We start from the raw sequence: 19,719 nt of genomic DNA on the forward strand, positions 1-19,719 counted from the left end.
GCACAATGTCAGCACCCATGAAAACCAAATATTTCCTGCAGCTGCTGGCGCTGTCATCACTCTGGGGCGCGTCCTTCCTGTTTATCCGCATTGCCAGCCCGGTGTTCGGCCCCAACCTGCTCGCCCTGATGCGGGTGGCCATGGCGACTGCCACACTGGCTGTGCTGATGCGTTGGATGGGCCAGCGCTGGGCATGGCAACACTGGCGTTCCCTGGCCGCCATCGGCGCCTTGTCAGTGGCCATGCCGTTCTTGCTATTCGCGTGGGCCGGGCTGCAACTGCCTGCGGGCTACAGCGCGCTGCTGAACTCCACGGCGGTGATCTTTGGCATGTTTGCGTCCGCCCGCATGGGCGAGGACACCATCACCTTCAAAAAGCTCCTGGGCTGCGCCTGCGGCTTTACGGGGGTGGCGCTGATCGTGAGCCTGGGGCCTGTGGAGCCCTCGCTCAAAGTGGTGCTGGCGGTGCTGGCCTGTATAGCGGCGTCAGCCTGTTATGGCTTTTCCACCCCGATCACCAAACGCGCCGTGGGCCACATGCAGCCTCTGCAAATTGCAGCAGGCATTCACGTCTTGTCTTTGGCAATGCTGCTCCCCGGCGCGGCCTACAGCCTGCCGGATGCCCGCTTCAGCTGGCAGGCATTGGGCGCCGTGGCGGTGATGGGCATCGCCACCTCGGGCCTGGCCTACTGGGCCCATTTGCGGATCCTGCGTCACGTCACACCGGTCGCTGCGATGAGCCCCATCTTCATGGTGCCGGTGTTCGGAGTGCTGTGGGGACATCTCTTTTTGGGTGAAGAACTCGGGCACGGCTTGCTGCTGGGCGGCAGCCTGGTGCTGGTGGCCAGCGCGCTGATCACCGGCTTCAACCCGCTGCAACGTTGGCTGGACCTGATTGACGCCAAGCCCTAGGCCTTGTCACGCAACAGTCATCCGGCCCCACCATGATCCCGCGTTGGTTTATTTCACAACAAGGGACCTTCATGAAAACCATCCGTTTTGCAGCAACTGCCGTCGCTGTGTCGATCGCGACCTTGCTCGCTGCTTGCACCACCATGGGTACAGCCACCAGCGGCTACCCCACCTTGAATGGCGCCAAGCCCCTGGTCATCGGCCACCGTGGTGCCAGCGGCTACTTGCCCGAACACACCCTGGCGTCTTACAAAAAGGCCATTGAAATGGGTGCCGATTTCATCGAGCCTGATCTGGTCGTCACCAAAGACGGTGAGCTGGTAGCCCGCCACGAACCCAACATCACCGCCACCACCGACGTCTCCACCCGCGCCGAATTTGCCAGCCGCAAAACCACTCGCAAGGTCGACGGCGTGAACGAGACCGGCTGGTTCGTCACCGACTTCACCCTGGCCGAACTGCGCACCCTGCGCGCCAAGCAGCCGAATGCTGCGCGCGACAAGTCGTTCGACGGCCAATTCCAGATCCCGACCTTCCGCGAAATTCTGGAGCTTGCCAAAACCGAGTCGGCCCGCACCGGCCGCACCATCGGCGTGTACCCAGAGACCAAGCACCCCACTTACCACGTGGATGCCGGTCTGCCCATCGAGCCGCGCTTGTTGGCCCTGCTGGCCGAATACGGTTACACCAAGAAAGACTCTCCGGTCATCATCCAGTCGTTTGAAGTCTCCAACCTCAAAGCCCTGCGCAAGCTCACCCAGGTGCGCCTGGTCCAATTGGTGGATGCGGACGATGTGGACTCCAAAGGCAATGTGACCCTGGTCGCACCGTTCGACAAGCCGTATGACTTTGCTGTAGCCAAAGACAGCCGCACCTTCCCCGACCTGCTGACGCCCAAAGGTCTGGCGGAAGTCAAAACCTACGCAGATGGCATCGGCCCCTGGAAGCCCTATCTGGCCAGCGCCGCCCATGTGATGGGTGCTGACGGCAAACCCCGCGACCTCAATGGCGACGGCAAGATCACCGACGCTGATCGCGTGGCCCTGCCCCCGACTGACGTGGTGAAAAACGCCCACGCCGCCGGCTTGTTCGTGCACGCCTACACCTTCCGCAGCGAAGCCCCCGGCTTGCTGTCTGACTACAAGGGTGACCCCAAGGCCGAATACAAGCGTTTTTATGCCCTCGGCGTGGATGGCTTGTTCAGCGACTTCCCGGATACCGCAGTGTCCGCGCGCGACGGCAAGTAAGCATCCGCCAGACCTCACAAAAACAGCGCTACGGCGCTGTTTTTTTTGGCAGAAAAAGCTTCGAGGCAAGCGCGTCGAAAGGCCACTCATGCCGGCACCTACAAAGCGGAAGGTGCCCCGTAAAATGGCCGGCACATGACCGCCCCGCTTGCAAGCCCCCTCCCGCCTGAATCAGTCCCCCCCGCACCAACACCCGCAGTGAACTCGCGGCTCTCTGGGCTTTGGCCTGGCCCATCCTGATCGGGCAGCTGGCGAATGTGGGCATGTCGGTGGTGGACGTGGCCATGGCAGGCCATGCGTCGGCCCACGATCTGGCGGGCATATCGCTGGGGGTGTCGATCTGGAACATCGTCATCATCACGCTCATGGGCCTGATGATGTCCGTGGCCCCCATGGTGGCCCACCATGTGGGTGCTCGAGAGTTCACGCTGGTGCCGCATCTGGTACGCCAAGGCATGTGGAAAGCACTGGGCGTGGGCACCGTGGCCATGGTGCTGACCCAGCTCTCCGCACTGGTGTTCGATTACATGGACATCGAGCCCCACGTGCACGAGGTGGCCTCCGGTTTTGTGTTCATCATCAGCTTCGCACTTCCGGCGTTTGCCTGCTACCGGGTGCTGTACGGCTACAGCGCCAGCCTGAACCAGACCAAGCCGCTCATGGTCTTGTCGGTGGCGGCACTGCTGCTCAACATTCTGGTGAACTGGCTGCTGGTGTTCGGCAGCTGGGGCTTCCCACGGCTGGGGGGCCTGGGCTGTGCCTGGGCCACGCTCATCTGCGTGTGGTTCAACTTCCTGGGGCTGCTGGTGTGGATGCGCTTGGCACCCGCCTACCGCAGCACCTGGCCTTTCGCCCAATGGGAAGGCCCGCATCCCGAAAAACTTGCCGCTTTGTGGAGACTGGGCTTCCCCATCGGGGTGACCTACTTTGCCGAGACCAGTGCTTTCGGCCTGATCGCCCTGCTGATTGCCGGCTTCGGCAGCCGGGAAGTGGCCGCCCACCAGATTGCCCTGAACTTCACCTCACTGGTGTTCATGGCGCCCCTGAGTCTGGGCATTGCCCTGCTCACCCGCGTCGGGCAAAGCCTGGGCGCCGGCGATCCAGTCGCTGCAAAGTTCCGGGCCTGGGTGGGCGTGAAGGCCGGGCTGGGCTTCGGGCTGATGTCTGCCATCGGCATTGCAGCAGGCGCACACCAGATTGCTTGGGCTTACACGAACGATGCGAACGTGGCGGCTCTGGCTGCCCAGTTGCTGTTCTTGGCGGCAGTGTTCCAGATGTCGGACTCTGCGCAGGTCGTCATCAGCAGTGCCATCCGGGGCTACAAGGTCACCCGCAGCCCCATGGTGATTCACCTCACCGCGTTCTGGGGTTTCTCACTGCCCCTGGGTTGCGTGCTGGGTCTGGCGCCACAGTGGCTGCCATGGCGGCCTGCGCAGGCCATGGGCGCCCAAGGGTTCTGGATCGCGTTGGTGGTGGGTCTCACCGTGGCAGCCGTCGGACTGCTGCTCTTGCTGCAGCGCGTGACGCGGTCGCGTATCCAAGCGGGGGCCCGTGCATGAGCCAGGTTTTGCCTTTCTACCTGTGCCTGGCCGGCCCCACGGCTGCCGGCAAAACCGCCGCCGCATTGGCCATCGCAGCGGAGCATGACGCCGAAATCATCAGCGTAGATTCCGCCCTGGTCTACCGGGGCATGGACATCGGCACTGCCAAACCCGAAGCCCATGAGCTGGCCGCCGTGCCCCACCACCTGATCAACATCCGCGATCCCTTGGAGGCCTACAGCGCCGCCGAGTTTGTCAAGGACGCGAAGGCATTGATCACAGACATCCACGTCCGCGGCAAACTGCCGCTGCTGGTGGGCGGCACCATGCTGTACTTCAAAGCCTTGTTGGACGGGCTGGATGACATGCCCGCAGCCAGCCCCGAGGTCCGTGCCGCGCTGGAGGCCGAAGCTGCAGCGCTGGGTTGGCCTGCCATGCACGCCCAACTGGCTGCGGTAGACCCCGTAACCGCAGCCCGCTTGGCACCAGCCGACAGCCAGCGTATCCAGCGTGCGCTGGAGGTGTACCGTGTCTCGGGCAAGCCACTCTCCACCTTTCATGTGCAGCAGGACGCTATCAAAAAAGAAGCTGCTCGCGCAGATAACACGGGCGCCAGCGCCCTTTTTCCTTGGAACCGGAAGATCGCGCCTGGCTGCATGCGCGCATCGCCCAGCGCTTTGACCTGATGCTGCAAGGCGGTTTTCTGGATGAAGTCAAAACCCTCATGGCCCGGGGCGACCTGCACCCAGACCTGCCCAGCATGCGTTGTGTGGGCTACCGCCAGGCATGGGAAGCGTTGGCCGGCACCTCGCACATGGCCGAGCTGCGCGACAAAGGTATCTTCGCGACACGCCAGCTCGCCAAACGGCAGATTACGTGGTTGCGCTCCATGCCACAGCGCCAAGTGATTGCGGCAGACCGGTCCGACGCGCAAAGCGCACTGCTGGCTGCTGTACGCGTCATGCTACGTCAACGGAAGACCCCATGATTCTGCGCATATCCGGTTTGGCCAAGCACTACGGCACCATGCCGGTGTTCAAGAACGTCCATCTGGACGTGAAGCCTGGTGAGTTTGTCGCTATCGTGGGCGAATCCGGCGTGGGCAAGTCCACCTTGCTCAACTGCATGGCGGGCTTGGACAACTGGGACAGCGGTACTGTGGAGCTCGCGGGCCAGAACCTAGGCACCCTTTCCGACGACGGCCGCGCGCTGCTGCGCCGGGAGAGCGTGGGTTTTGTATTCCAGGCCTTCCATGTATTGCCGCACCTCGACGTCGCCCAGAATGTGGCTCTCCCGTTGCTGCTTCTGGGACGCCACGCCCCGGACCGTGTAAGCGCCATGCTGCAGGCCGTGGGCTTGGGCGATCTGGGCGCACGATTGCCCCAACAACTCAGCGGCGGGCAGTTACAGCGCGTGGCTATCGCCCGAGCTTTGGTGCATCAGCCGGCGCTTATTTTGGCGGACGAACCCACCGGCAACCTGGACCCCGGCACAGCCGCCAAAGTGATGGAGGCCCTGGTGCACCAGTCCCGCAAGCATGGCAGCGCACTGGTGCTGGTCACCCACTCACTGGCCGCAACTGAACAGGCCAACCGGGTACTGCATTTGCGCTCCGAAGGCATGACGGACGCCCGTGGCTGACAAACGCCGGGCGCTGAGTTAGACTGGTTTTCAAATTTGTAACAAAGCGCAACCAAGCAGTCCACATCTTGAAAAACCCCGCAGGCATCAATCGTCGCGTCGCCATGGCAAGCGTGGGCATCAGCATGTCTGGCCTTGCATGGGCACATTGCAACCGCGCCATCCAAGTGCCTGTGTCTGCCACGGGTCAAAGCGTCGTGATTGATGGCGACACCGTGCGCGGCATTTACCCCGACATCCTCAAGGCCATCTCCGTCAAGGAGAACTGCCGCTTTGTGGTCACACCGGTCCCTCGCGCGAGACTTGAGAAGCTGTACGAGACCGGCAAAGCCGACATGATTGTGGCGAGCACCCGATCGGTAAGGCGGGATGAGTTCGGCGTATTCGTGCCTATGGTGCGGAGCCGGGCCATGGTGATTTCCTTGGGCGACATGCAACGCGCAGCGTTCAGAACGACCCAAGACGTACTCAACAACAAAGAGGTCCGCTTGGTGGTGGTGCGCGGCTACGACTACGGCAGTGCGTACCACGAACTGATCGAGGCCATGGCCAAAGAGAACCGGGTTCTTCTAGAGGCCGATCCCAACGCGGTAGCGCGGCTCATGAAGACCAACCCCAACGATGTGACCATCATGGTGCCCACCATCATCTACGGTGCCATGCAAGAGGATGCACGGCTGGCAGATCTTCTGGACAAACTGCGTTTTGAACCGCTGGACAACATGCCTTGGGGCGAGAGTGGCGTGTACCTCTCCAAGACCTCACTGGAACCCGGCCTGATGAAGTTCCTACAGTCTGCTATGCAACGCACCGCACAGGCCGGTACCGTACACAAAGGCTTTGCGGCCTACTACCCCCCGCAGGTACTCAAAGACAGCATCAGACCCTTGGATAAAACACCATAAAAAAAGCCTCTGTGGTTCACAGAGGCTTTTCGCATGCAAGAGGAAATCAGACCTTCTTCTTGCGCCGCACCATCGCACCAATGGCCGCCAGACCAGCCAACAACATGGCGTAGGTTTCGGGTTCGGGAACAGCAGCTGTGATGCTCATGAACGTGTAATCCGATTGGTTGGTGCATCCCTTGCAAGATGGCGTGCCGTAATCAGCGCCAAACGCGATGGATTTGACCAACTTGTTGCCGAACGGATTGACCACCGACCAAGCTCCGCCCTTGCCGAGGGTCGCTTGACTCAACATGTTGACGGTGGACCCGGAGACGCTCCATGTGGCATTGGTGTCACCAGTCGCAATCAGGCTGAACGATGCTTTGCTGTTGTCGGCATAGACCACCGAAACAACCGCTTTCTCTTTCACGTCCTTGTACTCAGGGCCATTGAACAGGAGACCAACCGAGAAATTCTTAATCTGAACGGCATGCGAGAAGGAGCCCTTGATGCTCTCGCCAATGTCGATTTCTCCGGGGGTTCGCTCGCTACCAGACAGAGGTGAAACGCCCACCCCTTGGAAGCCATCCTGCGCAGACTTGAAGCTGAACTTTGCAGCAGCATTGCCCTTCAGCGCAGAAAAGCTCGCAGTTACCCCCCCAAGAAACTGGTGGTGTAAGTGCTGGAAGTGCCGAAGTTGACGCCATAGATGGTGTCGTAGGTATTGGGTTTGGTCAGCACGACAACCGGCGTGGCGTGTGCGACAAAGCTCGCTAAACCCATGATGAGCAAGGCGAGGCCTGTTTTTGCGGAGGAAATTTTCATTTTTACACCCTTAAATTTGTAACTGGAAGATACATTGACTCGGGCCACACTGCGATAGGCCGGTCGGACTACTCCCCGGAACTATTTCACCAAATTCGCAATAAAGTGCCTTCTAACAGCCGATACCCACGAGCGGCCATGGCACGCGCCTCCGATTCGTCATGCGTGACCCACAAAGTAGCCATGCGGTGTTCGGCGATATGGGCTTTGAACTCTTCCCGCAGTTGCAAGCGCAAGTCAGCATCCAGCGCTGAGAAAGGCTCGTCCAGCAGCAGGGCTCGGGGGCGGGTGATCAGCGCACGGGCGAGCGCCACGCGCTGCTGCTCGCCGCCAGAGAGTTGCCAGACTTTGGACAAAGCGTAGGCCGATAAGCCGAAGCGCGCCAGCATGGCCCGCGCTTGATCGCGCGCAGCCGCTTTGGGTATGCGCTGCTCGACCAGCCCGAACGCTACGTTGTCCTGCACGTTGAGGTGCGGGAACAGGGCGAAATCCTGGAACATAAGCGCAAAGCCGCGCCGCTCGGGCGGTGTGGCAGAGATGTCTGCGCCATCCATGCGCACCATGCCGGCATCCGCCTGCTCCAGCCCGGCGGCAATGCGCAACAGGGTGCTTTTGCCGCTGCCGCTGGGGCCCAACAAGGCCACGGTTTCGCCAGCACTTACCGATACTGTTGCGCCACGCAGCAAGGCCTTGGGCGCACCAGTCGGTGGCACCCATTGTTTGGAAATGTTCAGCAGCTCAAGCACGCGCTTCGTCCTCGCCAGTCGGCCATTCAATCAACACAAAGGCCAGCAAAGCCAGCCCCATCAGCACACAGGCCAACACTTGCGCAGCTGCCAGATTGTCCGCCCCCGGTTTGCCCAGGTGCTGGTAGATCAGGGTGGTGAGCGTGGCCCACTCAGGGCGCGACAGAAACAAGCTCACCGCAAATTCCCCCACTGCGGTGGCAGCGGCAAATGCCATTCCCCGGCGCAAGGCCGGTGCCAGCAATGGCAAGGTCACCCGCCAGAAGCAGCGCCACGGACTTGCGCCCAAGCTGCGCGCGGCCTCCAAGTAGTGCGCGGGCAGGCTGTCCAGCCTCGCGGCCAGCGACTTGGCGACGAAGGGATAAGCCAACAACGCATACGCCGCCACCAACACCCCGAAACTGCTGCTCCACTGCGGGTACAGCAGCAGCAAACCAAATGCCACCATCACCGGCGACACAATAAATGGCAGAAACACCAGCGTACGCAGCCACAGCACGCGCTGCGCGGCCAAGGCGTGTGCCAGCCCCAAGCCGGTAGCCAGCGCCAGCGCCAGTGCTGAGAATTGCGCGGTGTTGGACAAGGCCGAGAGCGTGTCTTCATCGGTCAACACGGCCCAAGCCATAGCTCCTGAATTCATAGCGCCTCGCGCAATGCTGACGAGCGGCGCAGCACAAATAAGCATCCAAATCAACACAACAGCGACCACTGCCCCCCAAGCGACCCAGCCTTGCGGGCAGCGGCGGAGTATGGCGTCGGCACGCGCGGGTGTAGCCAAACGGCGCTCCATGAAGGCATAGCCCCAGGCCACGATGGCGGTGAGTGCCAGCATCCACAAAGACAGCACACCGGCCTGCCCGAGCTGCAGCTCGTGGGCGACCAAGGTGTAGATCTCGACCTCGGCGGTGGCGTAGTTCTGCCCGCCCAGCACCAAGGCCAGACCAAACCCCGAGAAGCAATACAGAAACACCAGGCACAGGGCGGAGGCCAACCACGGCGCAACGGCCGGCCACTCCACCCGCCAGAAAGCCCGCCAGGGTGTGGCCCCCAGACTGCGGGCCGCGGCCACTCGCGCGGCACTCACACTGGAAAGCGCATCGACGCCGGCACGCACCACCACACACAGGTTGAAGAACAGGTTGCCGTACAGCAGCAGCCAGGGTGTGCCTTGCAGGTCCGGCCCACCCCAGCGCGAGAGCCAACCGTTCGGTCCTGCAAACGCCAACACGCCCATGGCTGCCACCAAAGTCGGTACCACAAAGGGCAGCATCAGCCCTCGCAACAGGAGTGCCCGGCCGGGAAACTCCCAGCGTGCCAGCACCCAAGCCATGGGCAAGCCGAGCAGCAAAGTAGCCACACAGGTCATGGCCGCTTGCGCCAGCGACCAGAGCAGACGCCCGCGCAAATAGTCGTCCTGCCAAGGTGCCCACAAGCTCTCCGCACCCCAACCCTCTGCGAGCAAGCGCAGCGCCGGCGCTACCAAGACCACCGCGAGAAACGCCAAGGGCACTGCCGCCAGCCACCAGCGCGCAAAGACGCCGGTCCGCCTCGCTACAGCTTGCATCCCGCCTTTACGCTCCACGCACCGCGCGCCGCGACAGCACTTACTTCAAGACCACCTTGGTCCAACGTGCCACCCACTCTGCGCCCTTGGCCGCAATGTCCGCATCCGAAGGGGCACTAAACGCCGTGGGCTCAGGCGCGAACTTGAAGGCCTCAGCCTTGGCCACACCCGCTTCGGCAGGGAACATCCACATTTCGGTTTGCATGCCGGTTTGAACGGGGGCAGAACGCATGAAGTCCACAAACTTCTCGGCGGCGGCGCGGTTTTTGCCGCCCTTGACCAGCGCCACGCCTTCGACTTGGCGGAACACCGCACCGGGCAAGCTCAAGGAGCCTGTGGGTGGTTCGGCCAATTTGGTCTTGCTGTAAAACAGCTCGGCCGCCGGGCTGGTGGCATAGCTGACCACGAGGGGGTGCTTGCCGCCGTTCTGGCTGAACTCGGTGTAGTAGGCCTCAGTCCAGCCTTTGGCCACTTTCAGGCCATTGGCGCGCAGCTTGGCCCAGAAATCAAAGGCCTTGTCTTCGCCCAAGGTGGCGATGGTAGAAAGCAAAAACGCATAGCCGGGGCTGCTGGTGGCCGGGTTTTGCACGACCAGCAATTTGGCATAGGCGGGCTGGGTCAAGTCGTCCAGCGTCTTGGGCAAGGCCACACCGTTTTTGGCGAACCATGCTTTGTCGTAGTTCAGGGTGACATAGCCGTAGTCCACCGGCACCAGGGGCGCGGGCAGTTCAGCCACGGGTTTGCGGCCGGCCGCAGCGGGAGCACCGGCTTCCAACACGTCAGCCGCCAGTGCCTTGGGGGCCAAAGCGTTGTCAATGCCATACACCACGTCGGCAATCGGGTTGGCCTTGGTGAGGATGAGCTTGTTGAGCATTTCGCCGGCATCACCCGCTTTGGTGATTCGCAGCTTTACACCGTTCTCTTTTTCAAACTGGGCCAGCAATGGCTTGGGGACGGTGAAGGAGCTGTGGGTCAGTACACGCAGCTCTTGCGCTTGCGCTTGCGTCGCAGACAGCCCCGCTGTCAGTAGCGCAACGCCCAAAGTGGTCTTCAGAAACGAAAAAATCCCGTGTTGCATGGTGTGCTCTCTTTCAATGCGCCGGCGACGGCTGCATCAAAAACCGGCACCCGCAAACGGGACTCTGGCCTCTCACGCTTCCTACGCTGGCATAACCCAGATCAGGTACATGGGGTATTTCTCAGTCCTGTGACGGACACCCCCGGTGGAAGCCGTGATTGTAGGCGCCGGCGTACATCCATCGCCAGCAGACGCACAATCGCCCCATGTTCCAGAACTACCGGCGCCCCGCCGGGCCCTTGTGGCCCCTACTTTGCAGCTTCTCCTGGCAAGAGCTGCGCCAGCACCCTTGGCGCAATGCGGCAGCGGTGGTGTCGGTGATGCTGGGGGTGGCGCTGGCGTTTTCGGTGCACCTGATCAACGCCTCTGCCTTGGACGAGTTTTCGCAGGCGGTGCGTTCGGTGGGCGGCCAGCCCGACCTGGAGCTGCGCAGCGCCAACAGCACCGAGGGCGTGCCTCTGGAACTATGGGGCCGCTTGCAGCGCGATCCGGACATTGTGCTGGCCTCGCCAGTGCTGGAAATCAGCACGTACGCCCTGCCCGCCTCACCCATCCCCAGTACGAACACCAGCGCCGAGCCCAAGCGCACGCTGCTGCGGGTGATCGGCATCGACCCTCTGCAAGTGGCCGCCATGGCCCCGGACTTGCTGCCGCGGCCGGACAAGGCCGAAGGCGCAGACAGACTGTCCTTCTTCGCGCCCGATGCCGTTTTTTTGAATCCGCTGGCACGCCAGTCTCTCGGTGACGACACGCTGCTATTGCAGATTGGCTTGCGCATGCAAGCGGTGCGGGTGGCGGGCAGCGTGGCGGCGGGCGGCGCCGCGCTGGCCGTGATGGACATTGCCGCGGTCCAAGACCTGTTCGGCTTGGGCGAACGCATCACGCGGGTCGACCTGCGTCTGCGCGCCGGGGTTGACCGCAAGGCTTTGGTGCAACGACTGCAAAGCGAGGCCGATTGGCCGGCAGGTGCCACACTGCGCGAGCCCGGCGATGCCGTCACCCGGGTCAGCAATCTCTCACGCGCCTATCGGGTGAACCTCACGGTGCTGGCGCTGGTGGCCTTGTTTACCGGCGGCTTTCTGGTGTTTTCGGTGCTCGCCTTGAGCGTGACGCGGCGCTCGCAGCAGTTTGCCTTGCTGGCGGTGCTGGGCCTGACCGGTCGGCAGCGCCTGCAACTGGTGTTGTGGGAAGCCGCTGCTTTGGGTGCCTTCGGCAGTGCGCTGGGCTTGCTGCTGGGCACTGCATTGGCGGCCCTGGCCCTGCGCTTGTTGGGTGGCGACTTGGGTGGCGGTTACTTCAGCGGCGCCACACCGGCCTTGCAATGGAGCCCTTGGGCTGCGCTGGTGTTCGGGGCACTGGGCACTGCCGCAGCTTTGCTCGGCGCATGGGGCCCTGCCCGACTGGCGCAAGCCTTGCCACCCGCCCAAACCCTGAAGGGATTGGGGCACAGCCAAGGCGGTGGCAGCGGTGTGCGTTGGGGCGTAGCGTTGCTGGCGGCCGGCGGTCTGCTGGCCCTCTTGCCCCCGGTGTGGGACATGCCGCTGGCCGCCTACCTGAGTGTGGCGGCCCTGCTGCTGGGCGGTATTGTGAGCCTGCCTGCGCTCGTGGGCGTGGTGCTCAACCGCGTGGCACCGCTTCTGGCACGCCAGCTGCTGCCTCTGCTGGCAGTAGAGCGCGCCCGGCGCGTGCGCGAGAGTGCGGCGGTTGCCGTGAGTGGCGTTGTCGCGGCCCTGAGCCTGGCGGTGGCACTTACCGTGATGGTGGCCAGCTTTCGCGGCTCGGTGATGGACTGGCTGGACCAGGTGCTGCCCGCCGACCTGTACCTGCGCACCGCCATCAGCAGCAGCGCGCTGGACACCGCGTATCTGGACCCCGCCTTTGTGGACCAAGCCAGCGCCCTGCCCGGCGTGGCACGCGCTACCACCCAACGTATCCAGAATCTTTCCCTGGACTCTGCCAAACCTCCCGTTGCGCTGATTGCCCGCCCCTTGCGGGACCCGCAGAGTAGCCAGCTGAATCTGCCCCTGGTGGGAGGCGTAGCCAAGGTCCCACAGGGGAGCATTGCCATTTATGTGAGTGAGGCGATGGTGGATTTGTACGGCGCCAGGGTCGGGGAACCTTTCCCGGCCCTTTCTCTGGCCTTCAAGCCAAATCAGGCCTTGGCGCCCGCGGAATATGCGCAAGCAGCTCCTTTTTTTGTAGCAGGAATCTGGCGGGACTATGCACGCCAGAGCGGCGCTATCACCCTGGACCGCGCGGATTACTTGCATTGGACCCGGGACACGCGGGTCAATGACATGGCCTTCTGGCTGGAGGAAGGCGCGTCCCCCGAGGCCCTGCAGAGCGCCATGCGCAGCCTGGCCGACCGCCTGGCCGGCACGCCCGGTGGCGAGGCCGGCAGGCTGCTGGAATTCGGCTCCGCCCGCGAGATACGCGCCACCAGCTTGAAGATTTTTGACCGGAGTTTTGCGGTGACCTACTGGCTGCAGGCTGTGGCCATTGCCATCGGGCTCTTCGGGGTGGCGGCCAGTTTCAGCGCGCAAGTGCTGGCGCGCCGCAAGGAGTTCGGGCTGCTGGTGCATCTGGGGCTCACACGCCGGCAGATTCTGCGGGTGGTGGCCATGGAGGGCGCTGCGTGGACATCACTGGGCGCATTGGCCGGCATTGCGCTTGGCCTGGCAGTCGCCGTGGTGTTGGTGCATGTGGTCAACCCGCAGAGCTTCCACTGGACCATGGAGCTGGCCCTGCCTTGGGGCCGGCTGGCAGCACTGGGGGCTGCCGTGATTGCGGCGGGGACGCTGACCGCCTGGTTGTCCGGTCGCGCTGCTGCCGGGCGGGACGCAGTGATGGCGGTGAAGGAAGACTGGTAAGCCGGCCTTCACCGCCCACTGACAACACTTACTTCTTGGCGCGGATTTTCACCAGCTCGGCCTGCGCTTCATTCCACAAATCCATGCCGATATCTGCGCCAATGGAGGCGTACACACGGGTGAGCTTGTCGCGCATACGGGCAGACTCGGCGGGCGACAACTCGTTGATCTGCATGCCCTTGGCCTTCAAGTCAGCCACGGCCTTGGCGGCTTCCTCGCGGGTGTCTTTGCGCTCGAAGTCGCGGCTCAGTTTGGCAGCATCGCTCAGGATTTTTTGCTCATCCTTGGACAGCTGATCCCACCACTTTTTGCTCACCAGCACGATCCAGGGGCTGTAGACGTGGTTGGTCACGGTCACGTACTTCTGCACCTCGTAGAACTTGCTCGACAAGATGGTGTTGAAGGGGTTTTCCTGGCCGTCTACCGTGTTGGTTTCCAGCGCGCTGAAGAGCTCTGAGAAAGCCATGGGCACGGCGTTGGCACCCAGCGTCTTGAAGCTGTTGAGGAAGACGTTGTTCTGCATCACACGCAATTTGATGCCTTCCAGGTCTTCCACCTTGTTGATGGCGCGTTTGCTGTTGGTCAGGTTACGGAAACCATTTTCCCAATAGGCCAGACCGACCAGGCCTTTGTCCTGGAGCTTATTGCGGATCTTGTCGCCGACCGGGCCATCCAGCAGTGCGTCCGCTTCCTTGGCGTTGCTGATCAGGAAAGGGGTGTCCCACAGTGCCATTTCTTTGGTGATGCCGACCAGCGTGGCGGTGGAACCGACCATCATTTCCTGCGCGCCACCGATCAGGGAGTTTTGCATCTGGACGTCGGGTCCGAGGGCGGCGGCACCGATGGTGCGAACCTTCATTTTGCCGCCGGACGCTTTCTCCACGGCCTCGGCAAACACCTTGGCAGCGCGGCCCTGGTTGCTCTGCTCATTGAGGCCGTAGCCAAAGCGAATCAGGCGGGGCTTGATGTCTTGGGCCAGTGCAGGCAGCGCGGCACTGAATACCGCAGCACCAGCCACGGCCAGAACGGCGCGACGGAACATTGAGGGGGAAGCTTTCATGGTATGTCTCCAGAGTAAGTGTTGTTGTGTTGCGAAAGGGAAGAACGCTTAGCGCATCCACGCCACCGGCGCGGTCACGATCTGCGGGAAAAGCACGAAGAGAAACAAAATCAGCGTGTAGGTGATCAGGAACGGATTCACACCCTGCACCACGCGGTGCAGCGGCAAACGCCCTACCCCGGCCACCACGTTGAGCACCGTGCCCACGGGCGGTGTAATCAGTCCGATGGCGCCGTTGAGCACGAACATCAGCCCGAAGTACACGGGGTCAATACCGGCCTTGACGGCGATGGGCAACATCACCGGCGCAAAAATCAGGATGGTGGGCGTCAAGTCCAGTGCGGTACCCACGAGGATCAACACCAACATCATCACCAGCATCAACAGGCGCGGGCTCTCCACCAAGGGGCCCAACCAGCCGGAAAGCACACTGGGCAAATCCGCCAGGGTGATCATGTAGCTGGCCACCTGAGCCCCTGCGCACAGGAACATCACGATGGCAGTGGTCTTGGCAGCCCGGACCAGCACCCCGTAGACCTCGGCGACCTTCATTTCGCGGTGAACAAACAAGGCCACCACCAGGGCATAAAACGCCGCCACGACGGCAGCTTCGGTGGGCGTAAACACACCCGACTTCATGCCGCCGATGATGATGACGGGCATCAACATGGCCCAGAAGGCTTTCAGCGTGGCCTGCAGCCGTTCACGCATGGGCAGCGGCTGGCCTTCGGGCAACTCAATGTTGCGCAGCACCAGCTTCCAGGCCACGATCAATCCCGCGCCCATGATCAAACCGGGCACGATGCCGGAGAGGAACAGGGCCGAGATGGACGTGTTGGTAGTCACGCCATAAATCACAAACGGCATGCTGGGCGGAATGATGGGCGCGATGATGCCGCCCGACGCCAACAGCCCCGCAGAGGTGTGCATGGGGTAACCCTGCTGGCGCATCATGGGCATCAGGATGGTGGCGAGTGCTGCAGTGTCGGCCAAGGCCGAGCCACTCATGCTGGCCATCATGACCGCCGCACCGATGGCCACAAAGCCCAAACCGCCGCGGATATGCCCCACCCACGCCTGGGCCATGGTGATGATGCGCCGGCTGATGCCGCCGCTGTTCATCAGCTCACCAGCCAGAATGAAAAAAGGCACCGCCAACAGGGGGAAGCTATCCACCCCTGCCACCAGGTTTTGCGCGAGCAGCTGGGTGTCCCAGAAATCCAGCACCCAAGCCATGCCGGCACCAGTCAGTACCAGCGCCAAGCCCATGTTCATGCCGATACCCATGAGGGCCAGCATGCCTACGGAGAAAACAATAAATGAGAGTCCTTCGTTGCTCATGGCCTTACTCCACGTCGGCGGTGTGGCCCAGGTCCAGCGGGGCACGTTGAATCAACTCCCACAGCGCCATGGCGCCGATGGACAAGGAGCACAAAAGCGCGGGCAGCGGCAGCAATGCATTCGGATAGCCCAGCACGACCGAGGTGCTGTCCATCCCGACCACCACCTGCTGCCAGGCACCACGGCCCAACAACCCGCAAGCCAGCAACACCAACAGACGAATCAACAGGGTCATAAAGGCCAGTGCTTTGGGTCGTTTTTGCAATACTGCCAACAGACTGGTGAATGCCATGTGTTCACCGGCCGGGTAGGCCGCCGTGGCACCAATGAACACCATCCAGACAAACAGCAGGCGCGACAACTCTTCGCTCGCAGCCACCCCACTGCCAAAGCCATAACGCAATACGACGTTGACGAACACCGCCAAAGCCATAACACCGAGGCAGATCGCCATCAGCACATTGGTGGTACGGACAAAGCCGCTGTTGCGGACCGGTGTGTCCGGCGTATGGGGGGCACTCATAAAGTTTCCTCGTAGGTTGCGAGCCATGCAGTCACGGCAGCCTGCAAGTCGTCCAAGGGTTGCATGGCGTTCAGGGTCAACACACCGGCTTCACCGGTGGGGGACTGCAAAGTGGCAAATTGGTTGTCCACCAGGCTGGTAGAGAAGAAGTGGCTGGCTGCCCGGGCGGTCACGCGGGCTTGGGCATCCGTGCGGCTGATCTCGAGAAATGCAAACAGCAAATCGGGGGCTGCCGCGCGCAGCCGGTCACGGTACGTGCGCTTGAGCGCAGAGCAGGTCACCACCGCACCCTGCGGGTGCAGGCGGATCTGCTCGCTCAAGGTGGCGAGCCAGCCTTCGCGGTCGGCATCCGTCAACGCAATGCCCTGCTGCATCTTGCTGCGGTTGGCCGGGCTGTGGTGGTCGTCCCCCTCCACCAACGGCATGCCGGTCGCCGCTGCCACCCGGGCACCGACGCTGGACTTGCCGCACCCGGCCACCCCCATGATCACAATTGATTTCATAGCTTCCATTTTTTTTGGATAGCGCTATCCAATAGTCTTCAAAAAATGGCGGCATTCCACAAATACATGCGCAAAGTGCCGCTACATAGAACGATGCGGGTTACTACCCTGATCCATCGCTTTCGGATAGCGCTATCCTATGAGAAGATTTCAAAAACCCATTCAGTAGTTTCCCTAGGCCATGAACAACCCTCTCCGGCCGCGCGCCACAGGCCGCGTCACCTTGTCCGATGTGGCGCAGTTGGCCGGCGTCAGCCCCATCACCGTGTCGCGCGCATTGCGGGGTGAGCGTGCGGTGGCGCCCGACCTGGTGGCCAAAGTGCGCGCTGCAGCAGACACGCTGGGCTATGTGCCCAACCCTGCCGCGCGCGCCCTCGCCTCAGGCCAGAGCAGCCATGTGGCTGTGCTTATCCCCATGCTGTCCAACGCCTTGTTTGTGGACTTGCTGGAGGCATTGCAGCAAACGCTCAGGCAAGCCGGTTTTCAAACCCTGATCGGTATTACCCACTACGACCCCAGTGAAGAAGAAAGTTTGTTGCGCGAGCAGCTGCTGCACCGCCCCGCCGGCCTGATCGTGACCGGACTGGAGCGCCATGACACCACCCGACAGTTGATCGCACAAAGCGGGGTGCCCTGCGTCCACCTGATGACCACCGAGGCCCCGCAAGGCGCCCATTGCGTAGGCTTTTCGCAAATGGATGCCGGCCGCGACATGGCCCGCCACCTGATAAGCAAGGGTTACCGGCGCATTGCCTTTGCCGCGGCCCAGCTGGACCCGCGGACCCTGCAACGCCTGCAGGGCTGGCGCAGTGCCTTGCAAGAGGCCGGTCTGTATGACGAAGTACTGGAATGGCTCAACCCAGCCCCCTCTTCGTTGGGCTTGGGGGCTCGCATGTTTGAGCAGATCATGGGGCAGACGCCACCGGTGGACGCCATATTCTTCTGTAACGACGACCTGGCACAAGGCGCTTTGCTGGCGGCCATGCGTACGGGCGTTGCAGTCCCGCAGCGTGTGGCCATTGCCGGCTTCAATGACCTGACCGGCAGTGACCAGATGGTGCCGCCACTCACCACCGTGCGCACCCCGCGTGCCGAAATCGGCCATGCAGCTGCGCAAATGCTGATCCGACTGATGCAGGGCGATACCGTGCCCAGCGAAGCGGTGAACCTGGGCTACGCGCTCCAGGTACGGCAAAGCACCTGAAGCGCACCGGCGTCGCAAGCGCTCAGGGAGCGTTGGACTCCAAACCGCGCAACACCCGGCCGCGGCCTGCCGTCAGGTATTCGGCATAACCGGCCAAACCTGCCACCAGTCGCCACATGGCACGAGCGACCAAAGCCATGCCATGACCGATGTCACGCACCGGGTCCACGACGGCCACTTGCCAACGGCTGGCCGCGCAATTTTCCGGCGCTGGCACCCATTGCAGCTGAATGCCATCCTGCCCTTTGTAGGCCCAAGCTTCCACCACCACGCGCTGCCCGGCACGCAGTTGCAGATCATGGCCCAGCGCCACAAAGTGGTCACCGGTCTCTGTAAGCGGTGTGTTGCGCGACACGTCCAGCGTCGCCCAGGCGCGACCACTGATAACGCGCAGCACGCCGGCGGTGCGGGGCTTCAAGGTCACCGCGCGGCCTTGCGGCAGAGTCCAGGGGGTGTTCTCGCAGAGCGCTACCTTGCCCATTTCGACATCCACACCGGGTGCTGCCGGTGCGCCGAGGTTCACGCCGGACAGGGAGGCAGACACGAATGCTTGCAGCGAGGAAGGGGAAAACGGGCTTTGCGATGACATGGAGAACTCCTTGAAAAGTGTGGATGGGCAAACGGATGATCCTCCCGCCCCGCCTTCCCCGTCCAATGAAATCGGGCTATGCTATTCATTCCATTTACGCATGAATTGCATTTTGCGAGCCTGCTGCCATGTCTGATGCCATCGCCCCGAATACCGAGATCCGCCTGCGTACCCGCCCGATCGCTGTCGGCCACCTGCGCGCACTGGAAGCCGTGGCCCGACACCTGAATTTCAGGGCGGCTGCCGAGGAATTGGCACTCACGCAGAGTGCCGTGAGCCGGCAGATCCAGGCACTGGAGGATGAGGTGGGGGTACCCCTGTTTTTGCGCCACACGAGGGCTGTGGAGCTCACCGGAGCGGGGGGGCAATTGTTGCGTGCAGCAGTGCCTTCCCTGGAGCGCATCGACTCCGCCGTGCGGCAAATCCGGCGCACCGCGGGGCGCAAAAGTGTGGCCATTTCGACGTGGGCCTCATTCGCCTCCATGTGGCTCATTCCGCGTCTGGAGGCCTTTCAGGCGGAATATCCCGACATCGACATCCGCATCGACGCCACGGACAACCCCGTGGATCTGGACACCAGCGATGTGGACCTCGCCATCCGCTACACCCAGCCTGGCGGGGTGAACTCCGACGCAGTGCGCCTGTTCGGCGAGCAGCTCACCCCGGTAGCCAGCCCATGGTTGCTAAAAAGCGGCGCTCCCTTGCGCAAGGCGGCGGACCTGGCCCGCTTTGCCCTGCTGGAGGCCAGCGACACCCACCGCGTGCAAAACCTGGAGTGGCTCACTTGGAGGCGTTGGCTGGAGCTCAACCAACAACCCCGGCTGGAGCCCAAGCGCTGGATGTATTTCAACTACGCCCACCAGATCGCTCAGGCCGCACTGACCGGACAAGGCATCGCGCTGGCACGCATGCCGCTGGTGGCGGACAGCCTGGCGAGTGGCGACTTGGTGGAGGTACTGCCCGGCGGCCGCATTGACACGCCCATGGTCTATTGGCTTCTGGTGGGCGCTCGCAACAGCAGCCGTCCGGAGATTCAGGCTTTTTGCGACTGGCTGCTGGCCCAAGCCGCTATTACGCGCAAAGCCATCGGCGAGGTACCGGACCCCGAAACCCAGGCGCACCCTGACTGAGGGCGAGCAAAAGGAATCAACCGCGGATTGCGGTGCAGCAACGCATCCCTGACAATGCT

Annotated in this window: 17 protein-coding genes, 2 pseudogenes and 1 riboswitch; of the genes and pseudogenes, 9 read left to right on the plus strand and 10 right to left on the minus strand. The window is 62.5% G+C overall.

Annotation, left to right across the window (positions count from 1 at the left end; genetic code table 11):
• Positions 1 to 17 precede the first annotated feature (17 nt).
• The 6 genes and pseudogenes from RAN89_RS15500 to RAN89_RS15525 all read left to right on the plus strand — a co-directional run bounded on the left by RAN89_RS15500 (position 18) and on the right by RAN89_RS15525 (position 6,245).
• Complete coding sequence (locus RAN89_RS15500) at positions 18 to 911, plus strand: DMT family transporter (protein WP_313867144.1); 894 nt, start codon at positions 18 to 20, stop codon at positions 909 to 911.
• A 71-nt stretch (positions 912 to 982) separates the two neighbouring features.
• On the plus strand, positions 983 to 2,158 hold the full coding sequence (locus tag RAN89_RS15505) for a glycerophosphodiester phosphodiesterase (RefSeq protein WP_313867145.1): 1,176 nt from the start codon (positions 983 to 985) through the stop codon (positions 2,156 to 2,158).
• Between the two features lie 221 nt (positions 2,159 to 2,379).
• Positions 2,380 to 3,717, plus strand: coding sequence for an MATE family efflux transporter (locus tag RAN89_RS15510; protein WP_313867146.1), 1,338 nt, complete (start codon positions 2,380 to 2,382; stop codon positions 3,715 to 3,717).
• Positions 3,714 to 4,687 (plus strand): annotated as a pseudogene (gene miaA, locus RAN89_RS15515) (tRNA (adenosine(37)-N6)-dimethylallyltransferase MiaA). Before RAN89_RS15510 ends, miaA begins: the two are co-directional and overlap by 4 nt.
• Positions 4,684 to 5,340, plus strand: coding sequence for an ABC transporter ATP-binding protein (locus RAN89_RS15520; RefSeq protein ID WP_313867147.1), 657 nt, complete (start codon positions 4,684 to 4,686; stop codon positions 5,338 to 5,340). The pseudogene miaA and the gene RAN89_RS15520 overlap by 4 nt, the downstream one beginning before the upstream one ends.
• A gap of 68 nt (positions 5,341 to 5,408) precedes the next feature.
• On the plus strand, positions 5,409 to 6,245 hold the full coding sequence (locus RAN89_RS15525; RefSeq protein ID WP_313867148.1) for a substrate-binding periplasmic protein: 837 nt from the start codon (positions 5,409 to 5,411) through the stop codon (positions 6,243 to 6,245).
• A gap of 46 nt (positions 6,246 to 6,291) precedes the next feature.
• Here the strand turns inward: RAN89_RS15525 and RAN89_RS18645 are convergent.
• The 5 genes and pseudogenes from RAN89_RS18645 to RAN89_RS15550 all read right to left on the minus strand — a co-directional run.
• Positions 6,292 to 6,393: pseudogene (locus RAN89_RS18645) on the minus strand (PEPxxWA-CTERM sorting domain-containing protein); the annotation flags it as partial.
• Between the two features lie 485 nt (positions 6,394 to 6,878).
• Positions 6,879 to 7,052 carry a hypothetical protein gene (locus RAN89_RS15535; RefSeq protein WP_313867150.1) on the minus strand — a complete coding sequence of 58 codons (174 nt, stop codon included), beginning with the start codon at positions 7,050 to 7,052 and terminating at the stop codon, positions 6,879 to 6,881.
• Positions 7,053 to 7,138: 86 nt separating this feature from the next.
• On the minus strand, positions 7,139 to 7,798 hold the full coding sequence (locus RAN89_RS15540) for an ABC transporter ATP-binding protein (RefSeq protein ID WP_313867151.1): 660 nt from the start codon (positions 7,796 to 7,798) through the stop codon (positions 7,139 to 7,141).
• A complete protein-coding gene (locus RAN89_RS15545) occupies positions 7,791 to 9,362 on the minus strand; it encodes an ABC transporter permease (RefSeq protein WP_313867152.1) in 1,572 nt (523 codons plus the stop codon). The genes RAN89_RS15540 and RAN89_RS15545 overlap by 8 nt, the downstream gene beginning before the upstream one ends.
• Before the next feature lie 40 nt (positions 9,363 to 9,402).
• Positions 9,403 to 10,440 carry a thiamine ABC transporter substrate-binding protein gene (locus RAN89_RS15550; RefSeq protein WP_313867153.1) on the minus strand — a complete coding sequence of 346 codons (1,038 nt, stop codon included), beginning with the start codon at positions 10,438 to 10,440 and terminating at the stop codon, positions 9,403 to 9,405.
• Positions 10,441 to 10,500: 60 nt separating this feature from the next.
• Positions 10,501 to 10,594: riboswitch (TPP riboswitch) on the minus strand.
• Between the two features lie 52 nt (positions 10,595 to 10,646).
• Here RAN89_RS15550 and RAN89_RS15555 point away from each other — a divergent pair.
• A complete protein-coding gene (locus tag RAN89_RS15555; RefSeq protein WP_313867154.1) occupies positions 10,647 to 13,310 on the plus strand; it encodes an ABC transporter permease in 2,664 nt (887 codons plus the stop codon).
• 28 nt (positions 13,311 to 13,338) lie between these two features.
• Here RAN89_RS15555 and RAN89_RS15560 read toward each other — a convergent pair whose 3' ends face one another.
• Genes RAN89_RS15560 through RAN89_RS15575 form a run of 4 tightly spaced genes read right to left on the minus strand, consistent with a single transcriptional unit; the run spans position 13,339 to position 16,737 of the window.
• Positions 13,339 to 14,370 (minus strand): TRAP transporter substrate-binding protein, encoded by a 1,032-nt coding sequence (locus tag RAN89_RS15560; RefSeq protein ID WP_313867155.1) that lies wholly within the window; start codon positions 14,368 to 14,370, stop codon positions 13,339 to 13,341.
• 48 nt (positions 14,371 to 14,418) lie between these two features.
• Positions 14,419 to 15,711, minus strand: a complete 1,293-nt coding sequence (locus tag RAN89_RS15565) for a TRAP transporter large permease (RefSeq protein WP_313867156.1) — start codon at positions 15,709 to 15,711, stop codon at positions 14,419 to 14,421.
• A gap of 4 nt (positions 15,712 to 15,715) precedes the next feature.
• Complete coding sequence (locus RAN89_RS15570; RefSeq protein WP_313867157.1) at positions 15,716 to 16,234, minus strand: TRAP transporter small permease; 519 nt, start codon at positions 16,232 to 16,234, stop codon at positions 15,716 to 15,718.
• Positions 16,231 to 16,737 (minus strand): gluconokinase, encoded by a 507-nt coding sequence (locus RAN89_RS15575; RefSeq protein ID WP_313867158.1) that lies wholly within the window; start codon positions 16,735 to 16,737, stop codon positions 16,231 to 16,233. Before RAN89_RS15575 ends, RAN89_RS15570 begins: the two co-directional genes overlap by 4 nt.
• Positions 16,738 to 16,918: 181 nt before the next feature.
• Between RAN89_RS15575 and gntR the strand changes: the two genes are divergently transcribed.
• Positions 16,919 to 17,941: an HTH-type transcriptional regulator GntR gene (gntR, locus tag RAN89_RS15580; protein ID WP_087494508.1), complete on the plus strand. Its 1,023-nt coding sequence runs from the start codon at positions 16,919 to 16,921 to the stop codon at positions 17,939 to 17,941.
• Positions 17,942 to 17,963: 22 nt separating this feature from the next.
• Here gntR and RAN89_RS15585 read toward each other — a convergent pair whose 3' ends face one another.
• Positions 17,964 to 18,530 carry a DUF2917 domain-containing protein gene (locus RAN89_RS15585; protein WP_313867159.1) on the minus strand — a complete coding sequence of 189 codons (567 nt, stop codon included), beginning with the start codon at positions 18,528 to 18,530 and terminating at the stop codon, positions 17,964 to 17,966.
• Between the two features lie 128 nt (positions 18,531 to 18,658).
• On the opposite strand from RAN89_RS15585, the gene RAN89_RS15590 reads away from it, so the two are divergent.
• Positions 18,659 to 19,660, plus strand: a complete 1,002-nt coding sequence (locus RAN89_RS15590) for a LysR substrate-binding domain-containing protein (RefSeq protein ID WP_313867160.1) — start codon at positions 18,659 to 18,661, stop codon at positions 19,658 to 19,660.
• The last annotated feature ends 59 nt before the right edge of the window (positions 19,661 to 19,719 follow it).

Origin of the sequence: Rhodoferax mekongensis, assembly GCF_032191775.1 — a bacterium.
GTDB lineage: Bacteria > Pseudomonadota > Gammaproteobacteria > Burkholderiales > Burkholderiaceae_C > Allorhodoferax > Allorhodoferax mekongensis.

What these genes read in the sequence shown, in the direction of transcription:
- RAN89_RS15500 (WP_313867144.1), top strand. Translation starts at nt 18, where the DNA reads ATGAAAACCAAATATTTCCTGCAGCTGCTGGCGCTGTCATCACTCTGG.
- RAN89_RS15505 (WP_313867145.1), top strand. Translation starts at nt 983, where the DNA reads ATGAAAACCATCCGTTTTGCAGCAACTGCCGTCGCTGTGTCGATCGCG.
- RAN89_RS15520 (WP_313867147.1), top strand. Translation starts at nt 4,684, where the DNA reads ATGATTCTGCGCATATCCGGTTTGGCCAAGCACTACGGCACCATGCCG.
- RAN89_RS15535 (WP_313867150.1), bottom strand. Translation starts at nt 7,052, where the DNA reads ATGAAAATTTCCTCCGCAAAAACAGGCCTCGCCTTGCTCATCATGGGT.
- RAN89_RS15545 (WP_313867152.1), bottom strand. Translation starts at nt 9,362, where the DNA reads ATGCAAGCTGTAGCGAGGCGGACCGGCGTCTTTGCGCGCTGGTGGCTG.
- RAN89_RS15550 (WP_313867153.1), bottom strand. Translation starts at nt 10,440, where the DNA reads ATGCAACACGGGATTTTTTCGTTTCTGAAGACCACTTTGGGCGTTGCG.
- RAN89_RS15555 (WP_313867154.1), top strand. Translation starts at nt 10,647, where the DNA reads ATGTTCCAGAACTACCGGCGCCCCGCCGGGCCCTTGTGGCCCCTACTT.
- RAN89_RS15560 (WP_313867155.1), bottom strand. Translation starts at nt 14,370, where the DNA reads ATGAAAGCTTCCCCCTCAATGTTCCGTCGCGCCGTTCTGGCCGTGGCT.
- RAN89_RS15565 (WP_313867156.1), bottom strand. Translation starts at nt 15,711, where the DNA reads ATGAGCAACGAAGGACTCTCATTTATTGTTTTCTCCGTAGGCATGCTG.
- RAN89_RS15570 (WP_313867157.1), bottom strand. Translation starts at nt 16,234, where the DNA reads ATGAGTGCCCCCCATACGCCGGACACACCGGTCCGCAACAGCGGCTTT.
- RAN89_RS15575 (WP_313867158.1), bottom strand. Translation starts at nt 16,737, where the DNA reads ATGAAATCAATTGTGATCATGGGGGTGGCCGGGTGCGGCAAGTCCAGC.
- gntR (WP_087494508.1), top strand. Translation starts at nt 16,919, where the DNA reads ATGAACAACCCTCTCCGGCCGCGCGCCACAGGCCGCGTCACCTTGTCC.
- RAN89_RS15585 (WP_313867159.1), bottom strand. Translation starts at nt 18,530, where the DNA reads ATGTCATCGCAAAGCCCGTTTTCCCCTTCCTCGCTGCAAGCATTCGTG.
- RAN89_RS15590 (WP_313867160.1), top strand. Translation starts at nt 18,659, where the DNA reads ATGTCTGATGCCATCGCCCCGAATACCGAGATCCGCCTGCGTACCCGC.